Here is a 24276-nt window from a genome sequence, read left to right as displayed (position 1 = left end):
AGCCTACCGAGAGGCCCCGTACCCGCGAAGGGGCGGGGCCTCTCGACGGCAGGAAGGAGAATGACCGCATGGTACGCAAGTTTTTCGCTTATTATAGACCCTATCGAACGCTGTTCCTGGTGGATTTCTGCTGCGCCGTGTTCTCCGGGCTGCTGGAGCTCGGGCTTCCGCTGGTCGTGAACAAATTCGTGGACGACCTGCTTCCCGGCGGGGACTGGTCATTCATCTTCTGGGCGTGCATCGGCTTGCTGGCCATGTACGGCTTCAACAGCGTACTCCAATATATCGTCACCTACTGGGGCCATCAGCTTGGCATCAACATCGAGACGGACATGCGGCGCAAGCTGTTCAACCATGTGCAGAAGCTGTCGTTCCGTTTCTTCGACAATAACAAAACCGGGCATCTCATGGCGCGCATGACGAACAATCTGATGGATATCGGGGAGATGGCGCATCACGGTCCCGAGGATCTGTTCATTGCCGTCATGACGCTGGTCGGGGCGTTCTCGCTCATGCTTGCAATCAACTGGAAGCTGGCCGTGCTGTCGGTTATTGTCATTCCCGGGCTGATCTACTTGTCGCTGTACTTCAACAAGAAGATGATCCGCTCCTTCCAGCGAATGTTCAAGGACATCGGCGAATTCAACGCGCGCGTAGAAGACAGCATCGGCGGCATTCGCGTCGTGCAGGCGTTCACGAACGAACGGTACGAGAACGCGAAGTTCGAGGTTAACAACGAGGCTTACCGGCAGACCAAATTCGAATCGTACAAAATCCAGGCCAAAAACATCTCGACCAGCTACCTGCTGATGCGCTTCGTCATCCTGTTCGTGCTTATTTGCGGGACTTGGCTGGTCATTCAGGGCGAGATGACAAGCGGCGATTTCGTCGGCTTCCTGCTGCTGTCGAACGTCTTCCTCAGTCCGATCAACAAGATCAACGCCGTCATCGAAAGCTATCCGAAGGGAATGGCCGGGTTCAAGAGCTACCTGGATCTGTTGGAGACCGAGCCGGACATCGCCGACCAGCCGGATGCGATCGAGATCGGACGGCTGCGCGGGGACATCCGCTACGAGGACGTCTCCTTCGGCTACGAGAACGAAGCCAAGGTGCTGAACGGGATTAACCTGTCGATTCGCGCAGGCGAGACCATCGCGTTCGTGGGACCGTCCGGCGCGGGGAAAACAACGCTGTGCAGCATGCTGCCGCGCTTCTATGACGTGCAGGATGGCGCCATCTTGATCGATGGCATCGACATCCGGCGGATGAAGCTGGAGTCGCTGCGCAGGCAGATCGGCATCGTGCAGCAGGATGTGTTCCTGTTCGCGGGCACGATTCGCGAGAATATCGCCTATGGGGACTTGGACGCCGACGAGACGGCGATCTGGGAAGCGGCGCGGCGCGCCAGGCTGGACGACTTCATCCGCTCGCAGCCGGAAGGCATGGATACGGTCGTCGGCGAACGCGGCGTGAAGCTCTCCGGCGGACAGAAGCAGCGCATGGCGATCGCGCGGATGTTCCTGAAGAACCCGCCGATTCTCATCCTGGACGAAGCCACGTCCGCGCTCGATACGGAGACCGAGCAGGCGATTCAGCAGTCGCTCGCGGAGCTGTCCCAAGGCCGTACGACGCTGATTATCGCCCACCGGCTGGCGACGATCAAGAAGGCCGACCGGATCGTGGTCGTGAACGAGCAGGGCATTGCCGAAGAAGGCATGCACCGCGAGCTGATTGCGGCGGGAGGCGTGTACAGCCGGCTGCATCAGGCGCAGTATGAAGGTGTTGAATAGCAAGGGCACGAGGCTGCCGGCCGGGGATGAATGACAGGCTGGCAGTAATCGCAAGAGCCTTGAATCCGCCGTAAGGCGGGTTCAAGGCTCTTTTTGCAAGGGACGCGGCATGACGCCGGCGAAAGGCCAAGTGAAGCGAGGCAGCACCCTACGCATTGTAGGTGGCTGAGGCTGCACGTTCATGGTACTAATGCTTGAGAAGGCTCTGCTTATTCGCGATTTTGTAATCGAGCACGTTCAACACTTTCTGCAGCTGATCTATCTGACTTTGGAGCTTTGTCCTGTACGCCAGCACTTTCTCGTATACTTCGGGCGTGGACACGATATCTTCCGCGTAAGAGAGCGAAGCAAACGCTTTGATATCCTTGAGCGGAACCCCCATCTTCTTCAAGCAAATGATGAGCTCCATCAATTGCAGGTCTTCCTCGCGATACATTCGCCGGCCGTTCTCCCGCCTCTTCGCCCGTGGAAGCAGTCCGATCTTCTCGTAATAGCGGAGAGCATCCTCGGTCAATCCGGTCATTCTGGCCGTTTCCTTAATTGAAAACGTGGCGTCACCGCTCATTCATTACCACCCTACCCAAACGAAATAACCTCACCAAGGGATAGCGCCTTGCTCGTTGAAGAAGCCGCCTGTCGATCCGTCCTCCGCAAGTGTAGCATAGCGGACAATGATCCGGGAACCTTGTTCCGGCGTCAGATCGCCGTAACCATTATTGAAATCGGTCGCGACGAAGCCAGGGCAAACGGAATTCACTTTAGCAGGCGTATGCTTCAACGTAAAAGCAAGATGGGTGGTGAGCTGATTCAGCGCGGCTTTGGAGCTGCTATAAGCCAGTGCCTTGAGCGGGTAGACGCCGCTGTCCGGGTCGCTATGCAGCGCGATCGAACCGATGGAGCTGGAGAGATTGACAATTCGCGGGGCATCCGAACTTTCGAGGAGAGGAAGCATCGCCTGGCTGACGGCAAATGCGCCAAAAAAGTTCGCAGCGAAGGATTGCTGCAGATCAGCCAAGCTTAAGTCCGCGAATGGATGCCGGTCGCCAATGCCCGCGTTGTTAATCAGCACGTCCAGTTTGCCATAGTTCGTTGCGATTGTCCGGGCGGCTGCATCGATGGTTGCCTGAACGGTGACGTCCAGCTCGATAAAATGCGCATCCATATTCAGCGCCTGCAGCGCCGCTGCCGCTTGCGTCCCCTTCTCCTTGCTTCTCGCTCCAATCAGAACGGTATAGCCCAGACCTCCCAATTGACGGGCCGTTTCGTAGCCAAGCCCTCTGTTGCCTCCAGTAATCAAGGCTACCTTACTCGCGTGTACAGGCATTCACTCTCACCTATCCTTCCCCATTGTGGAGCGCAATGACGGGTATCAATACGCTCTTGTTCATCGCAAGGCTCATGTTACAACTTGGTGCGAACACCAAGTCAAGCGATGAATGAACAGGACGGGAAAGATTATTTGGAGAAAGGTTTGTTCGCTAATCTCTCCGTACGCTCGTCTCGAATCGGGTTGATTAATAGCGAAATCAAGGAAATATGCGGCTCCTGCAGCGAGGCTGTCATGGAGGGATCCTCCTCCGCCAGCCGGTCGTTATTTTCATTCAATGATTGATAAATGCTATACAGCAGTCCCATTTGAACTCTCCTTCGCAATAGCCTGCACCAACTGTTCGCCGAAGCTTCTGCAGACGGTTTTCTCTTCCGCGTTCGGCGATAATTCCACTTTCAGCCCCTCCAGAACGACATCGGATCCCCGCTCGGACAATTTGCGAATCAGAATATCGACGGCGACGCCGTACTCCAAGTAGTTTGAATCGCAGGAACCGAATACTGCAGATTTCGTGCCGGACAGATCCACCCCGTTCATGTCCGCATAGAAATCGAGGAATTCATCCGGCAGCTCTCCGTCTCCCCAGGTATAAGCGCCAAGCACGATGCCGTCGCAGCCGAGCAGATCGGAGACTTGAGCATCCATTACCATTTTGACGTCCAGCTCGCCGCCGGCCGAACGTATCCCTTGCGCAACGGCCTCTGCCATTTCTTCGGTGTTTCCCGTCATGCTTGCGTAAATCATAACGATTTTCGCCACGTTGATAACGCTCCTCTCCTAATCGCGTGAAAAGACGATGGTTCGGGCTCTTGTTGATTAGACCTGCTGTCTCGATTGCACTCACAGTATAATTGATAATGATTATCATTGTCAATTACTACACATGCAGTGAAAATTAATTTACCAGCGCCGCAGCATAATGTCATTTTCTGCTTGCCGAGCGAAGCCGTATCCCCTATAATCATTAATTGATAATGATTATCATTATTAATAACGATTCAAGAACAGGAGCGTCATCATGAACAAATCCATTCCGCTCGTGCTTGCACTCGTGCTGCTGGCCCTGCTGGCATCGGCATGCGGACAAACGCATAAGCCCTCGGATACCAACGCATCGTCTGCGGGAACCGACTCCGCTGCTTCGGCAAACGAAGGGACGGCGGCGGAGCCGTCCAGTTCCACTCATACGTATACGGACTACAAGGGCCGGACCGTCGACGTACCGAACGATCCGAAGCTGCTGGATGAAATCGTCAGCGTCATGGGACGCTGATCGCTCCGTTATATACGGTATTAGCCATCTCCCTATCTTCACGTTGACTCGGCTCATAACGAAAGGAGCAGCGGACGTTAACGTCTCCGCTGCTCTCTTTGTTGAACTAACGCTCGCAATACCATTTGACATCATCTTCTCAATTTCCAATAATCCCCTTACAATAAGATAGAACAAGAAAGGGGGATTTTACCGATGAAATATTTCTACTTATATGTCGTGCTTGCATTCATGCTCATCCTACCTGTCGCCTCCATAGGTATCGAGTTGGCGGGCCGTGAATCCGTCGCTTTCGATATGTCGCTGATCGGCAAATGGTTCTTGTTCTGGGCTGTCGGCGTCCGGTTATTTACGGCCGGATTGCGGCAAGCGCTGAACCCGTCCTTTACCGCCGAAGCTATCTTCCATATCAAGAATGCGGAGGCTCATCCGATTGTCCGCGAACTCGGCTTTGCCAATCTCTGCATAGGGCTCGGCGGCGTCCTCTCGCTATGGCACCCAGACTGGCGAATGGCGGTAGCCCTTATTGGTGGCTTATACTTTGCACTTGCCGCGCTCTTGCATATCGTCAAGCGCCCGGTTAGCGCGAACGAGACGATTGCGCTAGTATCGGACTGGTGGATCACACTGCTGATGGATGCCTACTTGATCTATCATTATCAATGACAAGGTAAAGGTTCTCAAGTGCCGTCAATATCAAGGGTGAGGCCCGCTGACGCCTCCTGCTCCAGGCGCTCGCTTGCGGCTTTCTCGCGCGCTAGCGCCTGATCCAATTGCTGGGCGATCTCGTGCAGCTTGTCGGGAATGTCCTCGTCTTTGGCGTCAAGAAGCGCGTCGAACCGCTGTTCCAACGGCGCATCCCACGCTTTATAAATATATGGACTGTTGCTGAGAGACGTAATTGCCGCGTAGTCCATTTCCCCCATGAATACTTGTTCCATCGCATGTTCTCCACGATTGCCGGCTTGTTCAATCGTCTTGCTCGTCGGGTAAAACCCCTTGGCTAGTTCCTTCGAATCCGCATTGTCCGTCAGCAGCAAGTAGGCCATGAACTTCCACGCTTCCGCCGGGTGTTCGCTTTTGGCGGAGATGCCATATCCCAATACATCGAGCGGATTCACCCGCTTCCCGTTTTCGAAGTACGGCAGCGGCGCAACGCCGAGCAGCGACTGGCTGTCTCCTTGGAACCCCCGATACTGTACCCCCGCACCGTTAACGGTCATTCCCGTGCCATAACTTCCGAATTGCTCGAAGGCATCGACGGCCGTCTGCGGACCCCGCTTGTTCGGATCGTCCTTGTAGTAAGCATTCAGCCACTGAACGGCGCTAGCGGCCGCCGGGCTGTCGAGATAACCGACCGCGGTCGTTCCGTCCTTGGACAGCAACCCCGTTCCCAAGCTTCCGATCAACTCGTCGAGCGTCCATATGTCGTACGGCAAGATAGAGCCGAACGGAGCCTTAAGCTTCTTCGACGTTTCTTTGAACTGTTCCCAGGTCCACTCCCCTGTCGGATAAGGAATTTGCGCATTGTCGAACAGTTGCTTATTGTAATACACCACCACCGGGAACGCCGCGTAAGGAAGCAAAAGCAGCTCTCCATTCACCGTCGTCGTATCCAGCAATCCCTGCGGGATATCGATTTTGACTGACGAATCGGCAGACTGCAGTTGCCGCAAATCTTTCAACAATCCTTGATTCGCCACGGATGCAAGCCTGAACTGGGGCAGCGGCATGATGTCCGGCGGATGGTCGCTTTTCAGCAGCTTGGTCGGATCCAGATCGACAGATTCCGAGCCGGGCTTCAACGACGCGTATGCCAACTCGATGGTCATGTTGGGGTTCAGTTCGTGAAAGTGTCGTGCCGCGTTCTCATACGTAATGCTGGTCGGATCCTTCTGGATAATCGGTAATTGAATGCGTATCGTGACGGGATCGTCATTCCGGGCCGTCAGATTGCCGCCGCTGCATGCGGATAAGAGCAGCATCGCCGCAATCGGGGGAAACAGGATTCTATACGTCCGGCCACCGGCTTGGGAAGGGTTTTTCGACATAGGCTAGCATCATCCTCCGTAATCAAGGTATTGATTCCAGGCCTACTGTATAAGATTTCCATGAAATGCGCATGAAAAAAGAAAAGAAGCGGCGCTCGCTCGCCCGCTCCTGCTCCTTGAATGCTGCAGTCATGCACGTACCGGAAGCTGGACCGTGAACGTGCTTCCGACGCCGATCTCGCTTCCCGCCGTCAGGCTCCCTCCGTGGGCGTTCACGATCCATAGGGCGATGGATAATCCCAGTCCTGCGCCTTCGCGCGACCTGTCACGCGATTTATCCGCGCGGTAGAACCGGTCGAAGATGTTCGGCAAATCCTCTGCGGCTATGCCGATCCCGCTGTCCCTGACAATGATCGTCACGCGATCCATTCCCGGCTGTATGAACAGATCGATCATGCCGCCGGGCACGTTGTATTTAATCGCATTATCCAACAAGATGACGAGCAATTGTTTGATCCGCTCCCTGTCTGCCGTCAGACACACTTCACCGACTGTTTGCGCGGCCGCTGCTTCCGCCGAACTTTCGGCCTCGCGGACTCGCAGCGTAATTCCTTGCATCACTGCCGCCGTTCGCATCGTCGCGGCCGTTTCCCGAACAATCCGCGCCACATCGATCCGTTCCGGAAGAAGTTCAATCACGCCTGCGTCGCTCCGCGCCAGCGTAAGCAAATGATCAACCAGAGTTTTCATTCTCCTGATTTCTTCCTTCGCGCAGCGCAAAGCTTCTTGATGGAACGGCGACAGCCGCTCCTCCTGCTCTTGCACGATTTCCACAGAAGCGTTCAACACCGTAAGCGGAGCGCGAAGCTCGTGAGAAGCGTCCATCGTAAAATCGCGCAGTTTCCTGTACGCATTCGCGATGGGGATCATGGCTCTGCCCGCGAACAGATACCCCAGTAGAACGGCGACGAGCAGCATTCCGCCGCAGAGCGCGAGCAGTATCGCGCGCATTTGACCGAGCACGCGGGTATCGTCCGTCGTATCCTTGCCCATATATAAATAACCGAGTTGGTTGCCGTATTCACGAACGGAAGCAACAATCATCTCGTAGGTCCTGCCCTCGTACGAAGTATGCGAGAATCGTCCGTAATCCGGCGATGCCGCGCCGGGCACACGCAAACTCCAGCTCGCAATATCTTCCCCCGCCCACTCCTTCAATGTTGCGACGAACGATTCCGGCACGTCGGAGCCGCTTGAAGGGGCTGCCCCCGTGCGGGTCACGAGCGCGAATTCGTCATTGGACAAGAAGCTCCAGTCCACGTACAGGGTAGAGGAGAAAGCGAAATGCATGCGTTCGCCGGTCCGCAAATCCATCCACTCGATCCGGTCTTTCGAAAAGTATCCGAGCGCCCGGTTGTACGCCTGAGCCAGCGAAGCCTCGGTTCGCTGCTCGAAGGTATGGACGAGCATATAATAGAAAAATCCCGCCAGGCTTATGAGCGTAATCGCGATCAAGGCGCTGTAGAGTACCGTCAACCGCAGCCGCGACTGTCGAAAATGACTGAATCCCTTCATGGCGCCATCCTGTACCCAAACCCGCGCACACTCTGGATAAGCTGCCGTCCATGCGTATCGCGGATTTTTTTGCGAAGCAGCTTGATCGAGGCATCGACGGCATTCGGAGTCACTTCGGCATCAAGCCCCCACACCTGATTGAGCAACTGCTCGCGGTCAAGCACGTTGCCGGCATTGCTCATAAGATAAGAGAGCAGCTGGAATTCCCGCCGCGTCAATTGAATCGGCGTACCGCCGCGTTGCGCCTCGAACGTGCGCATATTCAGCGTAAGATCCTGGACTTGCTTGATCTCTTCGCGCCAATCCGCAGCCTTTCTTCTTTCCAGCACGTGAAGGCGGGCGAACAGCTCGTCGAAGTCGAACGGCTTTATCACATAATCGTCCGCCCCGGCCATTAAACCCTCTACCCGATCGGAAACCGCATCCCGCGCAGTCAACATCAATATCGGCGCCCTATCGCCCTTGCTTCTGATTAATCCGCACAACTCGACTCCGCTATAGGAGGGGACCATCCAATCCAAAATATAAAGTTCGTAAGGACTAATGGAGAGCCTCTCCAGCGCCTCGGCACCGTCCATTACCCACTCCGTCCGATGGTATTGTTTGTTCAGCTTGTATTGAATAAGGTTTCCAAGCCGGCGGTCGTCCTCAACCAATAAAATTCGCATGGCGGCTCCCTCCTGCGCCTATAGTCGTCCTTTCCATTGTATACGAATTAAATGAAACGAACATGAAAGTTTCGTGGTACTCTTCGTGTAAATAAGGAGGTGAAAAGCTATCGACGGGCGTAACGGTCGCTCCGCTCTGAAAGTACTTCCAGAGCGACTGTCACCAGGGTTGTTGACCTCGCGTTGACGCCATGAATAGAAAAATACATCGCCGGGGCTCGCGGGCCACTTGACGATGTATTCACAATCTGTATAGTGTTATGCCTTACTCGGTTGTTCTTCATTTCCGATGGATATTGGATTGTCACCGTAAGAAATCCAATCGCTCCAGCTCCCCGCATACAACCGCACATTGCTAAAGCCCGCTTCCTGCAGAGCAAGCACGTTCGGGCATGCCGTCACGCCGGAGCCGCAGTAGACGATGGTCTCCCGGTCCTTCGGCAGGCCTTCGAAACGAGCCGCCTGCTCGTCCGCGCTCTTCCATTTGCCGCCTGCTCCCTTGCCATCGGACCAGAGACGGTTGATCGCGCCGGGAATATGACCGGCTGCCTTGTCGAGCGGCTCGACTTCGCCGCGATAGCGCGCGCCGTCGCGGGAATCGATTAGCGTCACGTGCTCATGGCCCAGCTTCTCGCGGACCTCGTCCATCTCGACGAGCATATTATGCTGTACCGTGGCCAAGAACTGCGCCGGGATGAGCACCCGCTGCTCGGCATTCACCGGGAATCCGGCGTTCACCCACGCCGAGAACCCCTCATCCAGCACGTACACCTCTTCGTGGCCGAGGTACTTGAGCAGCCACCACAGGCGCGAGGCCATCGCGCCGCCTTGGTCGTCGTACGCGACGACGCGCGTGTCGTTGCCGATGCCTGCGCGGCTGAACGTGCCCGTCAGCTGCGCGATATCCGGCAGCGGGTGGCGTCCGCCGTGCTCCTCGATCGGCGCGGACAGATCCTTCTCCAAGTCCAGGTACACCGCGCCCGGAATATGGGAAGCCTCGTAGGCCTCCCGTCCAAAATCCGGCTTGCCGAGCTGGAAACGGCAGTCGACGATCACGACGTCGGATTCATACATGCGGGCCAGCAGCCATTTTAACGATACGATACGATTCAAGCGTTCATCCGCCTTTCATAACGAGTTTGCTATAGCTGCATTATACATCATTCCGCGGCGGAGCGCCTTTCGCAGGACGAGATCGCGTTCATAGCCTTGCTATAACGAGCCATGGCCGCCCGCTAGGAACCTCATACACGCAAAAAGCCCCGGCTCCCTTCCAGCCGAGGCTTGCGCATGTTCGATCCTTGTATCATACGTCCCGCGCCCTACTTCTTGAACGCCTCCAGCAGCATTCGCGCCTGCTCATCCAGCTGCTTCTCGATCGAAAGCGGATCGCCGGGGAGGAAGTCGTTGACGTTCACATGAAACACGTGACCTTGCTTGACGGCCGGCAAACTGCGCCATACCGGCTCCTTCTCGAATTCCTTCTGCAGCTTCGCATTGTCGCCGCCTTCCTGCCAATCGAAGACGCTCAGGAAAATATAGTCGGCCGCGTAATCCGGCAGCGTCTCCAGGGACAAGCCCAGGTAGGACGGCTCCTTATCCATCACCGCCTCCTGCACCTTCGCCGGCGCTTGCAATTGCAGCGAGTTGTACAGGCTGAAGGTGCCCCGGCCGAACAAATTGCCGAAGAGCTCGATCTGGCCTTTAGGCCATGCTTCCATGACCGAGAACGTCGTATTCGGCGGGATGAGGCCGGCCAGCTCCTCGCGGTATTTCGCCGCCTTGGCCTCGTACTGCGAGATCCACTGCTCCGCTTGGTCAGGCACGCCCGCGATATCGGCAATCTCGCGCAGCTGCTCGAACATCGTCTTGGAACCGTAGCTGATCACGACGGTCGGGGCGATCTTGGCGTATTGATCGTAGTTTTGGACGCCGCCCTGATCGTTCGACTGAAGAATGATCAGATCCGGCTTCAGGCTGAGCGCTTTCTCCAGGGAGATCGTATCGCCCAAGTCTTCGATGCCCTCGGTCAGCCCGAGCGGCTTCAGGAACGAGGATTCGCTCAGCTGGCCCAACTGGCTGGTAGTCGTGCCGACCGGCTTCACCCCCACCGCCAGCAAATGCCCGACCAGCTGGTTGGCCAGAATACGCTGCGGATGGGTCGGAATGGTTACCTCATGCCCCTCGTAATCCTTGAACACCCGGGTAGTCGCCTCGGAAGCGGCCGTATCGGCACCGGCAGAAGCGGCCGTATTCGAGGTTGCTTCCCCATTCGAGGCAGTCTCGGTTTTCGGATCAGCCGCCGCGTTCGCATTGGCTTGGGCATTCGCAGCCTGTGTGGAATTAGCTGCGGTATTCGCATCGTTCGAAGCGCCGCAGGCGCTCAGCACGACGGCCAGCAGGAAGCAGGCCGCGATGAGGATGGTGAATCGGGAATAGGTTTTCATTGACGAACGCCCCTTTTTATTGATAATGATTTTCATTTTCAGTTATGAATTATAGCCGATCCCTTGCCCTCTGAACATGGACGATGATGCTCGATCTTCATGGATAATGATGCCTAGCGCAGCTGCCCGCCGGCCGGGCTTACGCCGTTCCGAAAATCGCCGGAACGGCGCGGAGGAATTTCTCCTGCGTATAGGCGGAATAATCGAACCACGGCCATGTCGGGATCGGCGTAACCCGGCTGCTTAGCGAAGCGCAATGCCGCTTCCATTCTTCCGAGCCGGAGAAGCGCTCCCAAGCCGCCTGGACATCCTCGTTGTCCGAAAGCATGAGCAGAATCCGGTCTGCCTCAAAGCTTGCCAGCTCCCGAACCGGCACTTCTTCCCGGCGGCGAATTCCGGCGGCACGGTCCGGCTGGACAATCCCCAAATCCTCGTACAGCACGCCGGCAATCGTCTGACGCCCATAGACATAGCAGCCGTCCTTGCCGCAATGCGCCACCAGAACCGTGTCCCCGCCTACAAGACGCTCCGTCTGCTCACGCGTGCGGGCGGCCAGATGATCGTATCGGCGCAGCCAGCTCTTCGCCTCTTCCGGCATACCCAGAAATTCCGAGACCAGATGCAAATGGCTTCGCCATTCCTCCCCCTGCCACGGGATAAACAGCGACGGCGCGATTTCCCGTAGCCGCTCCTGCTCCTCGGGCGGCAGAAAAGCATCCACGCCGATGATATAATCCGGCCGCGCGGCACGAAGCGCGGCGAAATTAAACTCGTATTCGTGGCTGAGCGTCGTGACCACGTCGGTCCGGTATTTGCACCGGTACTGGTCCGTCCAGCCGTGGTCCATCGGCGCGATGGCCGGAACGATCTGCAGCGCCAGCAGCTGCCCGATATTGGGGAAGCTGTACGCCGCGATTCGCCGCTGGCGGTTGCGGATATAAGTAGCCGGCGGGATGCCGACCTGCTGCTTGAATTTGCGAATAAAATAAAACTCGTCGTGGTAGCCGACCTGCCTGGCAAGCTCGCGCATCGTAGGCTTGGCTTCTTCCAGCAGCCGCTTCGCTTGATCGATGCGAAGCTCCGTTAAGTATTCCATGACGCTTACGCCATAACAGGCCTTGAAGAGCCTCATATAGTAGTAACGGCTGAGACCGGCCAGCTTGGCCAGCTCGTCGATCGTCAGATTCCGGTCGAAGTGTCGCTCCATGTACGCTTTCGTCCTATTCAGCGCGGCATCGGCCGCCTCCTGTACCCGGCCGGCGGCTTCTTGCATCAGGCCCAGCAGCCCGTAGAACGCCGCTTCCGCCCGGAGCTTTCCCGGCGCATCGCCATTCCGCCAATTCCGTAACGCCAGCTCGCATAGCCGGATCGCCTCGCCGGCATCGGAGAACCGAACTTCCCCGGCCAGGGGAAATGGGCTGTCCCCCTCGGTCAGCCGGGGTCTGCCGTCGTTCCCGGTCTCATCGACCACATCGAACCGGAATACGGCCAGCTCGCTCCTGCCGTTCGGGTCGGACTGCATCAATTGGCCCGGCAGACAGACGAGCGCATGGCCAGGGCGTAGCTGCAGCAGGCGCCCGTCCAGGGTCAAACGCGCCTCGCCCGCGACGGCAAGCAGCAGCAGATGCGATGGCAAATAGCCCAGCGGGTGGCTCCACTCCCCGGGCCCGATCTCTTCAACCATGCGGAGCTTCAACCATAATCCGTCCAATGCCGTCCACGCTTCCTTTTGATGTAGTCGTTGTCTAGGAAGATTTTAAATGATAATCATTCTCAGTGTCAACGCAGTTCTCCAGTTCCAGTTCCAATACCAGTCCCCGCCCCAGTTCACCGTTCCTGTTATTGCCCCACGACAAAAAGATACATCCCACGGATATCTATCTATCCGCATGATGTATCTCTCGTTACCTGCATTTTCGTTGCCTGCACGAATGAAGCGTACGGCAGCGCCAGCCTTCAGCTACTCCGCGTTCAGCGTCGCGGCTGGCCGGAACACCAACACCCGCGACTCCACCGGCTGCAGGTCGTCGAACGACAACCCCTCGCCCATCAGCTCGGCGCCCGTACGGACGATCGTCGCGCCCGTATCCGCATCCTGCAAGGCGTACCGCTGATCCGCTTCCAGCCCCTCGAGCACGATGCGCGCCGCTGCCTCGCCGTTCGAAAGCCGGAAGACGAACAAGCAGCCCTCGCCCGTCTCGTCCCGCTTCGCGTATTGGAAGGCGTTCCAGCCTGCGCCCTGTCCGCTCCGGTCCGCCTGCGGCGTCAACCGATAATACGCCCCGCCGCGTATCGCGTCCCGCACATGCTCCTTATAGAATGCGATCTGCTCGCGCATCGCATCGAGCGTCCGCGCGTCGTACTGCTCCAACGGATGCGAGTAGCCCGTCGTATGCAGCATCGCCACGCGCATGTGGAACTTGAAAGCAGCCTCGCTCAGGTCCGGATTGCTGAAGTCCATCGTCGGGAACGGACGCGCGTCGCCTTCCCCGCATGTCGTGGACCATGCCCAGTGCAGGCAGCGCTGCGGCGGCAGAATAAGCGATGCGCCCCAGAATACCTGCAGCTGATGCTCGGAATAATCGGGATCGCTGAGGAAGCTGACATGCATCTGCTCCATCGTGCCGAGATCCGTGCGCAAGCCGCCCGAGCTGCAGCTCTCCAGAACGACTTCGGGGAAGCGCTCGCGAATCTGCTCAAACACCCGATAGAGCCCTTGATAATGCGCGTACAGCCCGTCCTCCGGCCCGTGGCCGTGACCGGCGCAGTTGCAGCCCTCGCCCGGATCGAGGTTAAAATCGATTTTGATCCAGTCGCAGTCGTAGTCCCCGATCATGCCTGCCAGCGTATCGTACGCCCAGCGCTGCGCTTCCTCCCCGCCCAGGCACACATAGCCCAGGAACGCGCCGTCCCGCTCCGCCACGAACTGCGGATGCGAGCCGCGCAGATCGGCTTTCACGCCAAGGCCCTCGATCTCGCACCAGAGGCCGAACTTCATGCCCTTCGCGTGTACGTAATCCGACAGCGAACGAATCCCGCTCGGGAAGCGTTTCCGGTTCACCTTATGCCAATCCCCGCGCACGTCGTACCAATTCTCGCTCTCGTCATCGGAGCCGAACCAGCCCGCATCGAGCGTGCACACCTCGACGCCGATCTCCGCCGCACGGTCGACGTTGCGTTTGAACACCTGTTCGTTGATCAGCTTGTCCTCGTACGACCACCAGTGATTCCATTCCACGGGCAGCAGCTCGGAGAGCGCATTGCGCGGCGCAACCGACTCATACCACGCGTGGAACTGCGCGCTGATCTCGTTCAGCGAGCCTGCTGCCGACGCCGCCCCGATCACCTTCGGCGTCTCCCACGTCTCCCCGGCAGCGAGCCGCTTGGCAATGGAGTTCTCGGCGAGGCCGCCGCGAACGGCGAACCCGTCCCCGGACGCGGAAGGCTCGACCTCCAATGTCCAGTTGCCCGACCAGGCCACGGTATACGCGTACACCGCCCCGCTCTGACCGTAGACCAGCAGCAGCGGGTGTACGTCGGCGGATGAACGCCCTTTGCGGTTCTCGATGCGAACGCTTCCATTCACCTCGACGCTAACGGGCGTATGCTCCTTCCCCCAGCCGCCCGTATAATAGACGGCCCGAACCGCGGCATCGCTGACGAATTCGTCAAGGCTGTATGCCTCGCGCACCTCGCAGCCTGCCGAAGCAAGGCAGGTGAATGACGCCGTATAGACCGTAGCGCCCTCTGCATGGCGCACGGCCGTATACTCGCGTTTCATTTCTTGCTCTACTATCGTCACTTCACAGCACCTCCGCATAATCCTCTCACAAGGCAACGCTGAAATCCTAAGATAATCCCAACAAATACCAGCACGCAGAAGACAGCCCGCATGCACCCAGAAGGCGGCCCGCATGCAGCCGCGGGCTTCGCCGCCGAACCGCGGACGGCAGCGGCCGCGCCGGCCGCCGTCCCATGATCCCCCTCATTGTACACTGCGGCATTTGAGAACGCTATACTTATCCGTTCGGCTGCGCCGCCATGTCCTTACGCCGCCGGCGCAGCCTTCCCTGTTCGCCGACGATCAGCCCCATGAGCAGCAGCAGCACGGCCGCGAAGCCGGTGAATTGCCACATGGCGGTGCTGATATCGTAGGCATCGAGCAGCCAGCCGGTCAACTTCGGCAGCAGCGCACCGCCCAGACCGCCGCACGCGATGAGGATGCTCGTCGTCCGGTCCACCTTGTCCGGGAACGCTTCGTTCAAGTAGACGAGCGCCATTGCGAAAATCCCCGCCATCGACAAGCCCGTCGCGATGATCAGGACGGTTGCGCCGACCGCTTCGTTCAGGAGCGATAACACGGCAAAACCGGCCACCGTGAATACGCAGCACGCAAGCAGGAAATTCCGGTAGCCTACCCGCCCCGTGATCCGCCCCACGAACAGCCTGCCGAAGGACATGGCCGCCCAGAACAAGCTGAGGCTGATCGTAGCCGAAGACGCGCTCATGCCCGCTTTCCGTCCCATGATCGTCGGCAAGTAATTGGCGAAGCTCATTTCGAGCCCGACATAGACGGCGAAGAACGCCGCTCCCAGCAGCAGGAGCCGGAGATCCAAGCGGGCATAGCCGAATCGCGGCGCCTTCGCGGGCTGTGCAGCGGCCGCGATCTGCGCCGCCGCAGTCTCCGCTGCCGCCCCGACATCCTTGCCGGCCTCCTTGCCGGCGGCCAAGGCGGCTTCGCGCTGGCGCCGGTTGCCCATATGCGCCTCCGCTTCGCCCAGCGGCGTGAACAGCCACAGCGCCAGTACGACCGCGGCCAGCACCGCAACGGTTCCGAAGGTCAGCAGCCAGTGGCCCCGAAGTATGAGCCACGCCGCTGCAGCCGGAAGCGCGAACGCCCCGACGCCGAAGAATACCTCCAGCAGCGACATCGTCGAAGCCTTGCGGTCTCCCAGGGTATCGATGACCAAGGCCCCGATGCACGCCTCTCCCATACCGAAGCCGAAGCCCGCGATCAGCGCCAGCACGAGCATGACCCACCAGCCCGGTTCCAGCGTATAGCCCGCTTCCGCCACGGTGAATCCGACGAAAGCCAGTACGATCGAAGCGCGCCGGCCCATATTGCCGATCAGCCATGGCGCGAGCAGCACCCCTGCCAGGAAGCCGAGGAACTGATTCGTGATCAGTTGACCGCCCGTCTCGTAATTAATCCGATAGTTCAGAACAAGCTGTTCCATCACGGCGCCTACCGCGACATGTCCCAGGCCGATGGCCAGATAGGACAGACAGCCGAGTATAATTAATTTGCGCATCGTCAACCACCTCTCAGCGCAACATTATAGCACCCGTCCATTGCTTTTGGATAGCGCCGCGGACGGACTTTTGCCTCGAACCGCCCCTCCTCCGCCAAGCGCAAGCTCACCGCGGAAATCGCGCTTGCTAATTGTCCGCGTTTCGCCGACAATGTGTTCGAACGATAATCACCGATCAAGGAGAACGCGATATGTCCCATTCCGGCCGAACGGTCCCGCAGCAGCGCTTCAACGTCATTCCCCTCTCGGAAACGCTGGCCGAGCAGCTGTCCGCCTGGCGGTACGAGCCGCCCTTCGATTTCTACAACTGGACGACGTGGCAGGTGATGCTGGAGCTCGGCATTGAGTTCGGCGATCCCGATATCCGCAACCGGCAATATGCCGCCGTAACGGACGCGGACGGCCAATTCATCGGCTTCGCGCAGTTCTTCCCGCTGCTTGGGCTGACGCGGATCGGGCTTGGCCTTCGGCCGGATTTATGCGACCGCGGACTCGGCGTCCCCTTCGTACAGGCCATTGTGGCGGAAGCCGTGCGCAGGGCGCCGGCCGACGAGATCGACCTCGAGGTGCATACGTGGAACGTACGCGCGATCCGTACTTACCAGCGGGCCGGTTTCGCGATCACCGACACCTACGCGAAAAAGACCCCTGCGGGATTAGTCGACGTATATTGCATGTGCTATCTCCCGGACGAGGCGCATTAGCGGCGTTCGGCACCCGTTTACAATTTCTTCGGACGGCATCGTGCTAAATGCCCGCGCAGGCGCATATCCGTAATAGTGTCAGACGCGTCGTCAAGACACTCAAGGAGGCGGATCCAATGAAAGTTTTGAACATCATCAGCTTGATTGTTCTCATTCTCGGCGGTTTGCAATTGCTAATTGTGGGGCTTTTTGAGTATGATGTCGTTTCGGAGATTTTTGATGGGTCAGATTCCGTCGGAGCCAAAATCGTGTTCATCATCATCGGTCTCGCCGCGCTGTACAGCCTGTCCTTCTTCTCGAAAGTTACCGCAGAGGAATAACCCCTCACGCCGCCCATGGCTGCGATGCCGTCCATCCCCGCGGCAGTTCCCATATTCGCAAGCCCGCTCCCGGCGCCAGCGCGCGGCGAGCGGGCTTTTCTTATGCCTGCCCAATCGCGCTGGCGCCGGAGCGGCAGCAACGAGCAACGGCAAAAACGCCGATTACCGGTTTCCGGCAATCGACGTTCGATACGCTTCGTTATACCGCTCGGCGGACTGCATATCCAGCTCCGTCAGCCCGCCCGCATGCCAGGTCGTGAGCCGCAGCGTCACTTTCTTGTAATCGATGGCGATGAACGGGTGATGGTTCATCGCTTCCGCGATCTCGGCGATCCGCGCCACGAACGCGATTGCGGCAGGAAAGCCGGCGAACCTGTAGCTGCCCGCGATCCACTTCTCATCCTGCCGCGACCAGCCCGCGAGCGATGCAATCGCGGCGTCGGCCGCCTCGGTCGTCATTTTCTCCAGCTTCAACATACCCGCCCGCCTTCCGCGCGTCAGATTAAGCGGATGATCCGGCTCTCCTTCTCATCCACCGACACTTCAATGATATGATGCTTCGGACGATAGGTCACGACGCCTCTGCCGACATGAAGCACCGGGTCCTCGCCCAGCGCGTAGAACACGTCGTCTGCCAGCGCTTCCATCAATTCCAGCTGCTGCGCCCGCTCGAGCTCCTCCCACTCCGTCGTGTCCATTTCGAAGAACAGGTAGCCGTCGCCGATATCGTACATCGCGTCCTTCAGTTCAACCAGGATATCCTCGTACTCTCTCGCATGCTTTACGCCCATAACCGATTACTTCCTTTCCGCTTCTATTCCCTTCCTCATACTCTCTATTCTACACGAATTGGGACGAAAACTCCTAAAACATCCAATTTGCTCTAATCTACGGACGTTTTCTGACGATAATAAAGATGTGTGCACAATCGCGAGATTCGCCATCCGCACGATCCCGTTCTCCAGGGCTTGAACGGCGACTGCCGGTTCATCATAGTCTTCATTCTCAAATACTAGACGAGGTGTGTCATGGAAAAATCTACTGTTATTGGTATCGTTCTCGGACTAATCGCCGTTCTGCTCGGTATGACGCTGAAGGGAGCGCCGATCGAAAGTCTAGTGAATCCGGCGGCATTTACCATCATTATCGTCGGAACAGCAGCCTCGTTATTCATCGGCTTCCCAATGAAAGAGCTCAAGAAGTTTCCGAAACTGATCAAAATGATTTTCGTTCAGCAGAAAATGCTGCCGCGCGAAGAAGTCATCGCGCTCTTCATGGAGTGGGCAACGATCACGCGCCGCGAAGGCTTGCTCGCCTTGGAATCGAAAGTCGACGAAATCGAAGACCTGTTCCTCCGCAACGGCATGCGCATGATTATCGACGGCAATGACCAGGATCTCGTTCGCGACGTGCTGCTCGAAGACATCGCCGCGACGGAAGAACGCCACCGCGCAGGCGCGCTGATCTTCTCGCAAGCCGGCATGTATGCGCCGACGCTCGGGGTGCTCGGGGCCGTTATCGGCCTGATCGCGGCGCTTGCCGATATGAGCGACATGGGCAAGCTCGCCCACGCCATCGGTGCGGCATTCGTCGCTACTCTTCTAGGTATATTCACCGGATACGTTTTGTGGCACCCGATCGCCAATAAGCTGAAGCGCCTGTCCAAGAACGAGATCGAGCTTCGCCTCATGATGGTAGAAGGCCTGCTGTCCATCCAGTCCGGCGTTTCCACCATTGCCATCAACCAGAAGCTGTCCGTCTTCCTGACGCCGACCGAACGTTACCAGTTGAGCCAGAGAGGAGCGGAAGCGGTTGAGCAAAAAGCATAAAAAAGAACATCACGAGGAACATGCCGACGAAACCTGGCTCATTCCGTATGCCGACCTGCTGACGCTGCTGCTTGCGCTGTTCATCGTGCTCTACGCCATGAGCACCACCGATACGAAGAAATTCCAAGACATGAGCAAGGCCTTCAACATCGCGTTCAACAGCGGAGTCGGCATATTGGATAAGTCCTCCGTCGTCTCGGACGCCTCGATGATGGAGAACAGCCAGAATACGAGACGCCACGAGGACACGAAGGACATGTCCAAGGAGAATCGCGAAGCGCTCATGAAGAAGGAGCAGGAGGACCTGGAGCAGCTGAAGAAGCAGGTCGACAAGTACATCCAAGCGAGCGGCCTGACTTCGCAGCTGAACACGAAGCTCAATCAGTCGCAGCTGACGATTACGATCAGCGACAGCTCCCTCTTCGCGCCGGGCAGCGCGAAGGTCAAACCGGAATCACGCAAGCTGGCCAATGAAATCTCCAACATGCTGACGAAGTATTCGGATTACGAAGTCGTCGTCTCCGGCCATACGGATAACGTACCGATCAACAACGCCGAATTCGAATCCAACTGGGAGCTCAGCAACATGCGGGCAACGCGTTTCATGAACATCGTGCTCGAGAACAAGAAGCTGAATCCGAAGAACTTCAGCACGGTCGGCTACGGCGAGTACCACCCGATCGCCAGCAACGACACGGCGGACGGCCGCGCCAAGAACCGCCGCGTCGAGGTGTCGATTATCCGAAAATTCACCGACGCGTCCAAAGCCGTGTCCGTCTCGACCGCGACTACAACGGCCAAGTCCTAGAACGGCGTAAGCGAACGCCTACGGCACGCGCAATGCATCAACCTATACGCACTACATGCAGAAAACCCGCCAGACGCAGTCTGGCGGGTTTTCTTATTCGGAGCTAACCGATTACCGGGGCAGCGACAGCTCGATCGATTTGCGGACCAGCACGTCCATCGCGTCGATGCTGACCTTCCTCGTCTCCTCGCTCAGCTTAATGATCGACAGCTCCGTGCAGGCAATGATGACGCAGCTGCAGCCGTCCTTCTCGACCATTTCGCGAATGATGCCTTCCAGCTTCGCAGGGTCGCTTGCAATCCCGCGTTTAATGTCTCCGTAAATGATATTCATGACCTGCCGCTGCACGTCCATGTCCGGCTCCTGCGGAATCATGCCGTACCTCCGGGCCGACTCGCTGTAGATGCCGCTGCGGAGCGTGCCGTTCGTCGCCAGAATGCCGACCTTGATGCCGCTGCCGAACGTATCCGCAATCTCCCGCATCGTCTCTTCGATCATGTCGATGATCGGAATCGTCGTCATGGCCTGCATTTCGTTGATGTAATAATGCCCCGTGTTGCATGGCATGACGATATTCGCGACTTCCGCGTATTCCAGCAGCCGGATATCCTTCTCGATTTCCCGCAGAAACAGCTCGCCGCTGTTCTCCAGAATGACATGGGTCCGATCCGGCAAAGAGGCATGGTTCAGAATAACCATATCGATATGGTCCTGATCCCTGTCGGCCGGCGTATTTTCGATAATCTGATCGATGAAGACAGTCGTGGCTTTCGGTCCCATGCCGCCCAGAACACCTAACCGTTTACGTTCCATGTTTCAACCTACTTTATTCTGAAATATCGTTCGTTTGTGACCTGTAACCTAGCGGCCTTCGTTTGAATCAACGCGCTCCAGCAGCCCAAGCGCGATTTCCGCGCCCGGATCCATGCCCTGGCAGCCGGCGAGCAGAATGAGATCGCCGCGTCCCGCTTGCGCCAGCGCCTGGCCGATCGCATCCGGCAGCTCATCGTACAGCTTCACTTCGATGCCGGCTTCGTTCATGACGTCCATGAACATGTCGGCTTCCTCGTCCGAAACCGTATTGTGACGGTTCACGTGCGATTGGCTTCGCGTGGCGATCAGCTCGCGCTTCTCCAGCCGCTTCAGCCAGTGCACGATCGACTCGGCGTTCTCGCGGTTGATGATCGGTCCGCGCGCGCCGCGGATGGCGTACACCAGATGGAACTGCTCGTAATCCATATACTTCAGCGTTTCCAAGGTCACGTCGATATTGCCGGGATTGGCAAAATGATCGTCGACGATCGTAAATCCGTCCTCGTAGATGAACTCGAACCGGCGCTCTACGCCGCCGAACGTGCGCAGCGTCTCTTGAATCGTCTCCACGGATACGCCGCACAGCAGCGCGATGGCGATCGCCGCCATCGAGTTATAGACGGAATGCAGCCCCGGAATGCGCAGCTCCACGCGGAATGCGCCGGGCGCGATCGGCACGCCGCTCTTCGTGTGGAACGGCTTCAAGACTTCCACGGTGAATTTCGCCCGTCCGGTGGACAGATCCAGATCCTTGCAATGCAGGGTGCCTTCGCTGCTCTTCATGCCGAAGGTCACGACTTGCGCGCGCGTCTGCGTGACGAGGGAAGCCGCATGCTCGTCATCCAGGTTCAGCACGGCGAAGCTGCCTTCGCCCGCTTCCCGGATCAAGCGCGACTTGGCCGCGAAATACTTCTCGAACGTGCCGTGCGAATCGATATGCTCGCGGCTTAAATTGTTGAAGCAGACGATATCGTAGTTCACCGATTCGACTCGGTGCGTCTCCTGCGCAGCCGAGGAGACTTCCATGCTGACGTGCGAGACGCCGCGATCGGCCATCTGCTTCAGGTACGATTGCAAATCAAGCGATTCCGGCGTCGTCAGCTCGGACGGAATGCGCTCATCGTCGATCTTGATGACGACCGTGCCGATCATGCCCGTCTTGAAGCCGTGCCGCTCCAGAATGGCGTTCGTCATATAGGTCGTGCTCGTCTTGCCGTTTGTGGCCGTAATGCCGATCATCGTCATCTTATCCGCCGGATGGCCGTAGAACGCGCTTGCCAGCTGCGCCATCGCGATCCGGCTGTTCGGCACGACGTATTGCGGCACGTCGATGTCGGGCTGTATGTATTCCACGATGGCCGCGACCGCGCCCCGCTTCGCCGCATCGCCCAGAAATTGATGGCCGTCGGTGACATAGCCCTTGATGCAGATGAACAGGTCGCCAGGCGATACCTTCTGCGCATAATAGGAAATACCGGCGATCTCCGTCTCGCCGGCGCGATAAGCTTCCGTTACTGTCGTTGCATGCAGCAAATCCTGCAGTTGTGTCATAGCAATGGTCCTTTCTTCGAAGGCTGAACGCCTTGCGCCTTGTTCCCGGCGTCTAGTAGAACCGCCCGTCGGGGCGTCCTCTTGAAGCAGGACTCGACTGCATGTCCGAACCGCCAGCCACCTGATGCGAGCCCGGCTTCGAACCGCCGGCGTCAACGCTTATCCGGTCTCGTGATGCGTATTATTATTTTCTAAAAACCTCTATGCAAAGTGCGGACAATCCTTTATAATTTTACTTCATGTTTTATAGGATGGCAAGATTGAACCCGCCCTCCCCGCTTGTCCGGCGGGCTTCCCGTCTCTTGCAAATCGCCTGCCGCAGGCAACTAAAAAACCAACATCACAAAGACGATGAACGTCGAACCGATGTTGGTTTTGTCGTTATTTCCCGGGAAAAGACGGGCTAGCGCTCGCTCATTTGATAATCCAGCAATTCAAACAGCTCGTTCAGCTCGCTCTTCGTCAGGTCCCGCCACTTGCCGTTCGCCAGCTGGCCCAGGTGGATATTCATGATCCGCACCCGGCGAAGCTTGCGGACGTTATAGCCGAAGGTCTGGCACATGCGCCGGATTTGGCGGTTCTTGCCCTCCGTTAGCGTAATCCGGAAGACGCGGTCGGATTCCTTCTGCACCTTGCAAGGCAGCGTCATGGAGCCGAGAATGCGCACGCCTTCGCTCATCGCCTTCAGAAACCGCGGCGTCACGGGCCGGTCGACCGTCACGATATATTCCTTCTCATGCTTGCCTTCGGCGCGAAGAATTTTATTCACGATATCGCCGTCGTTCGTAAGCAGTATGAGGCCTTCCGAATCCTTATCCAATCGGCCGATCGGGAAGATCCGTTCCTCATGCGCGATGAAATCGACGATGTTGCCTGCAACTTCCGCTTCCGTCGTGCTCGTAATGCCGACGGGCTTGTTCAGCGCAATATACACGTGGCGCTTATGCTCCCCGATCGGCTTGCCGTCCACGCGTACGTCATCGCCATGCTCCGCCTGGCTGCCGAGCTCGGCAACGGCGCCGTTAATCGTCACTTTCCCGCTTTCCACGAGCTTGTCGGCTTCGCGTCTGGAGCAGTAACCCGTTTCGCTAATAAACTTGTTAATCCTCAACTGACTTATTCACCCCGCACTTTGGTGCCTCGTCTTTCGGCGACTTGTTGTTATTGTATCATTTTCGTAAATTCTGACGTAAGGTGCAAGCGTTTCTTGCGGGACAGACGCAATATTGCGCATGAAAGCGGCGACGTCCTCGGCATGAACCGGCCGATAGCCCCGCAGCGGACCTTGCATCAGCAGGCTGAGCGCCGGACCGAGCAGGACGGCTATCTTCTCGCCCAAGCGAAACTCCTCCCGCTTCCCCAGCAGCAGCGAAGGCCGGACAATGTGCAGCTCGGGCAGCCCGATGACCCTTAACGCCGCTTCCGCTTCGCCTTTGACCCGATTGTAGAACACGGCCGATTTCTCGTTCGCGCCCATCGCGGAGACGATGATCATTTTGCTCGCGCCGTGCGCCTTCGCCCATTCTCCCAGCGCGACCGGGTAGCCCAGATCGACTTGGCGGAACGCCTCCTGCGACTTCGCTTTCTTGATCGTCGTGCCGAGGGCGCAGAATACGACGTCCGCTTGGATATCGTTCAGCGCTTCGTCCATGCGGTCGAAGTCCGCCGTAATGACATGCAGTTTATCGCGCGGCATCTCCAGTCCCGGCAGCTGAGGCAGCGGCCTGCGCGCGAGTACCGTCAGCGACCTGCAGCGGTCTTCCTGCAGCAGCTGCTTGAGCAGCTGAAACCCTACGAGTCCGGTTGCGCCCGCCAGAACCGCGCTGTAGCCCTCCGCTTGCGGCATGCCCTCACCTCATCTGTAT

24 protein-coding genes are annotated in these 24276 nt (G+C 57.9%); 7 read left to right on the top strand and 17 right to left on the bottom strand.

Translation table 11 applies throughout. The features are described from left to right. Nucleotides 1-68: 68 nt before the first annotated feature. Nucleotides 69-1790 (top strand): ABC transporter ATP-binding protein, encoded by a 1722-nt coding sequence (locus GXP70_RS01410; protein ID WP_162354833.1) that lies wholly within the window; start codon nucleotides 69-71, stop codon nucleotides 1788-1790. Nucleotides 1791-1977: 187 nt separating this feature from the next. Here GXP70_RS01410 and GXP70_RS01405 read toward each other — a convergent pair whose 3' ends face one another. The 3 genes from GXP70_RS01405 to GXP70_RS01395 all read right to left on the bottom strand — a co-directional run bounded on the left by GXP70_RS01405 (nucleotide 1978) and on the right by GXP70_RS01395 (nucleotide 3879). Then, nucleotides 1978-2313 carry a MerR family transcriptional regulator gene (locus tag GXP70_RS01405; protein WP_263864078.1) on the bottom strand — a complete coding sequence of 112 codons (336 nt, stop codon included), beginning with the start codon at nucleotides 2311-2313 and terminating at the stop codon, nucleotides 1978-1980. Nucleotides 2314-2385: 72 nt separating this feature from the next. Next, on the bottom strand, nucleotides 2386-3114 hold the full coding sequence (locus GXP70_RS01400; RefSeq protein WP_162354831.1) for an SDR family NAD(P)-dependent oxidoreductase: 729 nt from the start codon (nucleotides 3112-3114) through the stop codon (nucleotides 2386-2388). A gap of 294 nt (nucleotides 3115-3408) precedes the next feature. Further along, nucleotides 3409-3879: a flavodoxin gene (locus GXP70_RS01395; RefSeq protein ID WP_162354830.1), complete on the bottom strand. Its 471-nt coding sequence runs from the start codon at nucleotides 3877-3879 to the stop codon at nucleotides 3409-3411. A gap of 259 nt (nucleotides 3880-4138) precedes the next feature. Here GXP70_RS01395 and GXP70_RS01390 point away from each other — a divergent pair, with 259 nt between their 5' ends. Continuing rightward, complete coding sequence (locus GXP70_RS01390; protein WP_162354829.1) at nucleotides 4139-4393, top strand: hypothetical protein; 255 nt, start codon at nucleotides 4139-4141, stop codon at nucleotides 4391-4393. Between the two features lie 195 nt (nucleotides 4394-4588). Beyond that, nucleotides 4589-5059, top strand: a complete 471-nt coding sequence (locus GXP70_RS01385) for a DUF6790 family protein (protein WP_162354579.1) — start codon at nucleotides 4589-4591, stop codon at nucleotides 5057-5059. Nucleotides 5060-5073: 14 nt separating this feature from the next. On the opposite strand, the gene GXP70_RS01380 is transcribed toward GXP70_RS01385, so the two are convergent. From GXP70_RS01380 to GXP70_RS01345, 8 genes are all read right to left on the bottom strand, one after another. Beyond that, nucleotides 5074-6444 carry an ABC transporter substrate-binding protein gene (locus tag GXP70_RS01380; RefSeq protein ID WP_162354828.1) on the bottom strand — a complete coding sequence of 457 codons (1371 nt, stop codon included), beginning with the start codon at nucleotides 6442-6444 and terminating at the stop codon, nucleotides 5074-5076. Between the two features lie 129 nt (nucleotides 6445-6573). Continuing rightward, entirely contained in the window at nucleotides 6574-7959 is a 1386-nt protein-coding gene (locus tag GXP70_RS01375) for a sensor histidine kinase (protein WP_162354827.1), read from the bottom strand. Further along, on the bottom strand, nucleotides 7956-8627 hold the full coding sequence (locus GXP70_RS01370) for a response regulator transcription factor (protein ID WP_162354826.1): 672 nt from the start codon (nucleotides 8625-8627) through the stop codon (nucleotides 7956-7958). The genes GXP70_RS01375 and GXP70_RS01370 overlap by 4 nt, the downstream gene beginning before the upstream one ends. A gap of 258 nt (nucleotides 8628-8885) precedes the next feature. Continuing rightward, nucleotides 8886-9740, bottom strand: a complete 855-nt coding sequence (locus tag GXP70_RS01365) for a sulfurtransferase (RefSeq protein ID WP_162354825.1) — start codon at nucleotides 9738-9740, stop codon at nucleotides 8886-8888. A 209-nt stretch (nucleotides 9741-9949) separates the two neighbouring features. Continuing rightward, nucleotides 9950-11074 carry an ABC transporter substrate-binding protein gene (locus GXP70_RS01360; protein WP_162354824.1) on the bottom strand — a complete coding sequence of 375 codons (1125 nt, stop codon included), beginning with the start codon at nucleotides 11072-11074 and terminating at the stop codon, nucleotides 9950-9952. A 139-nt stretch (nucleotides 11075-11213) separates the two neighbouring features. Next, nucleotides 11214-12785, bottom strand: a complete 1572-nt coding sequence (locus GXP70_RS01355) for a helix-turn-helix domain-containing protein (protein WP_162354823.1) — start codon at nucleotides 12783-12785, stop codon at nucleotides 11214-11216. A gap of 249 nt (nucleotides 12786-13034) precedes the next feature. After that, entirely contained in the window at nucleotides 13035-14876 is a 1842-nt protein-coding gene (locus GXP70_RS01350) for an alpha-galactosidase (RefSeq protein ID WP_162354822.1), read from the bottom strand. 217 nt (nucleotides 14877-15093) lie between these two features. Beyond that, complete coding sequence (locus GXP70_RS01345) at nucleotides 15094-16386, bottom strand: MFS transporter (RefSeq protein ID WP_162354821.1); 1293 nt, start codon at nucleotides 16384-16386, stop codon at nucleotides 15094-15096. A 191-nt stretch (nucleotides 16387-16577) separates the two neighbouring features. Here GXP70_RS01345 and GXP70_RS01340 point away from each other — a divergent pair, with 191 nt between their 5' ends. Continuing rightward, nucleotides 16578-17090, top strand: a complete 513-nt coding sequence (locus tag GXP70_RS01340; protein WP_162354820.1) for a GNAT family N-acetyltransferase — start codon at nucleotides 16578-16580, stop codon at nucleotides 17088-17090. 116 nt (nucleotides 17091-17206) lie between these two features. Continuing rightward, nucleotides 17207-17410: a DUF378 domain-containing protein gene (locus GXP70_RS01335; RefSeq protein ID WP_162354819.1), complete on the top strand. Its 204-nt coding sequence runs from the start codon at nucleotides 17207-17209 to the stop codon at nucleotides 17408-17410. Nucleotides 17411-17572: 162 nt separating this feature from the next. Here GXP70_RS01335 and GXP70_RS01330 read toward each other — a convergent pair whose 3' ends face one another. Further along, nucleotides 17573-17887 carry a 4a-hydroxytetrahydrobiopterin dehydratase gene (locus GXP70_RS01330; protein WP_192043409.1) on the bottom strand — a complete coding sequence of 105 codons (315 nt, stop codon included), beginning with the start codon at nucleotides 17885-17887 and terminating at the stop codon, nucleotides 17573-17575. A gap of 20 nt (nucleotides 17888-17907) precedes the next feature. Beyond that, on the bottom strand, nucleotides 17908-18201 hold the full coding sequence (locus GXP70_RS01325; RefSeq protein ID WP_162354818.1) for a hypothetical protein: 294 nt from the start codon (nucleotides 18199-18201) through the stop codon (nucleotides 17908-17910). 237 nt (nucleotides 18202-18438) lie between these two features. Between GXP70_RS01325 and motA the strand changes: the two genes are divergently transcribed. Together motA and motB are read left to right on the top strand one after the other, a co-directional pair. Further along, nucleotides 18439-19239: a flagellar motor stator protein MotA gene (gene motA, locus GXP70_RS01320; RefSeq protein ID WP_162354817.1), complete on the top strand. Its 801-nt coding sequence runs from the start codon at nucleotides 18439-18441 to the stop codon at nucleotides 19237-19239. Continuing rightward, nucleotides 19223-20047 (top strand): flagellar motor protein MotB, encoded by an 825-nt coding sequence (gene motB, locus GXP70_RS01315; RefSeq protein ID WP_162354816.1) that lies wholly within the window; start codon nucleotides 19223-19225, stop codon nucleotides 20045-20047. Before motA ends, motB begins: the two co-directional genes overlap by 17 nt. 111 nt (nucleotides 20048-20158) lie before the next feature. On the opposite strand, the gene GXP70_RS01310 is transcribed toward motB, so the two are convergent. The 4 genes from GXP70_RS01310 to GXP70_RS01295 all read right to left on the bottom strand — a co-directional run bounded on the left by GXP70_RS01310 (nucleotide 20159) and on the right by GXP70_RS01295 (nucleotide 24257). Then, entirely contained in the window at nucleotides 20159-20827 is a 669-nt protein-coding gene (locus tag GXP70_RS01310) for an aspartate/glutamate racemase family protein (protein WP_263864077.1), read from the bottom strand. 81 nt (nucleotides 20828-20908) lie between these two features. Continuing rightward, nucleotides 20909-22411: a Mur ligase family protein gene (locus GXP70_RS01305; protein WP_162354814.1), complete on the bottom strand. Its 1503-nt coding sequence runs from the start codon at nucleotides 22409-22411 to the stop codon at nucleotides 20909-20911. Nucleotides 22412-22814: 403 nt separating this feature from the next. Then, a complete protein-coding gene (gene rluF, locus GXP70_RS01300) occupies nucleotides 22815-23522 on the bottom strand; it encodes a 23S rRNA pseudouridine(2604) synthase RluF (protein ID WP_162354813.1) in 708 nt (235 codons plus the stop codon). Between the two features lie 9 nt (nucleotides 23523-23531). Continuing rightward, nucleotides 23532-24257 (bottom strand): NAD(P)H-binding protein, encoded by a 726-nt coding sequence (locus tag GXP70_RS01295; RefSeq protein ID WP_162354812.1) that lies wholly within the window; start codon nucleotides 24255-24257, stop codon nucleotides 23532-23534. Between the last annotated feature and the right edge of the window lie 19 nt (nucleotides 24258-24276).

It is taken from the genome of Paenibacillus lycopersici, assembly GCF_010119935.1.
GTDB lineage: Bacteria > Bacillota > Bacilli > Paenibacillales > Paenibacillaceae > Paenibacillus_Z > Paenibacillus_Z lycopersici.
Note: the sequence above shows the minus strand (reverse complement) of the source record. Positions and strands in the feature narration are given on the sequence as shown.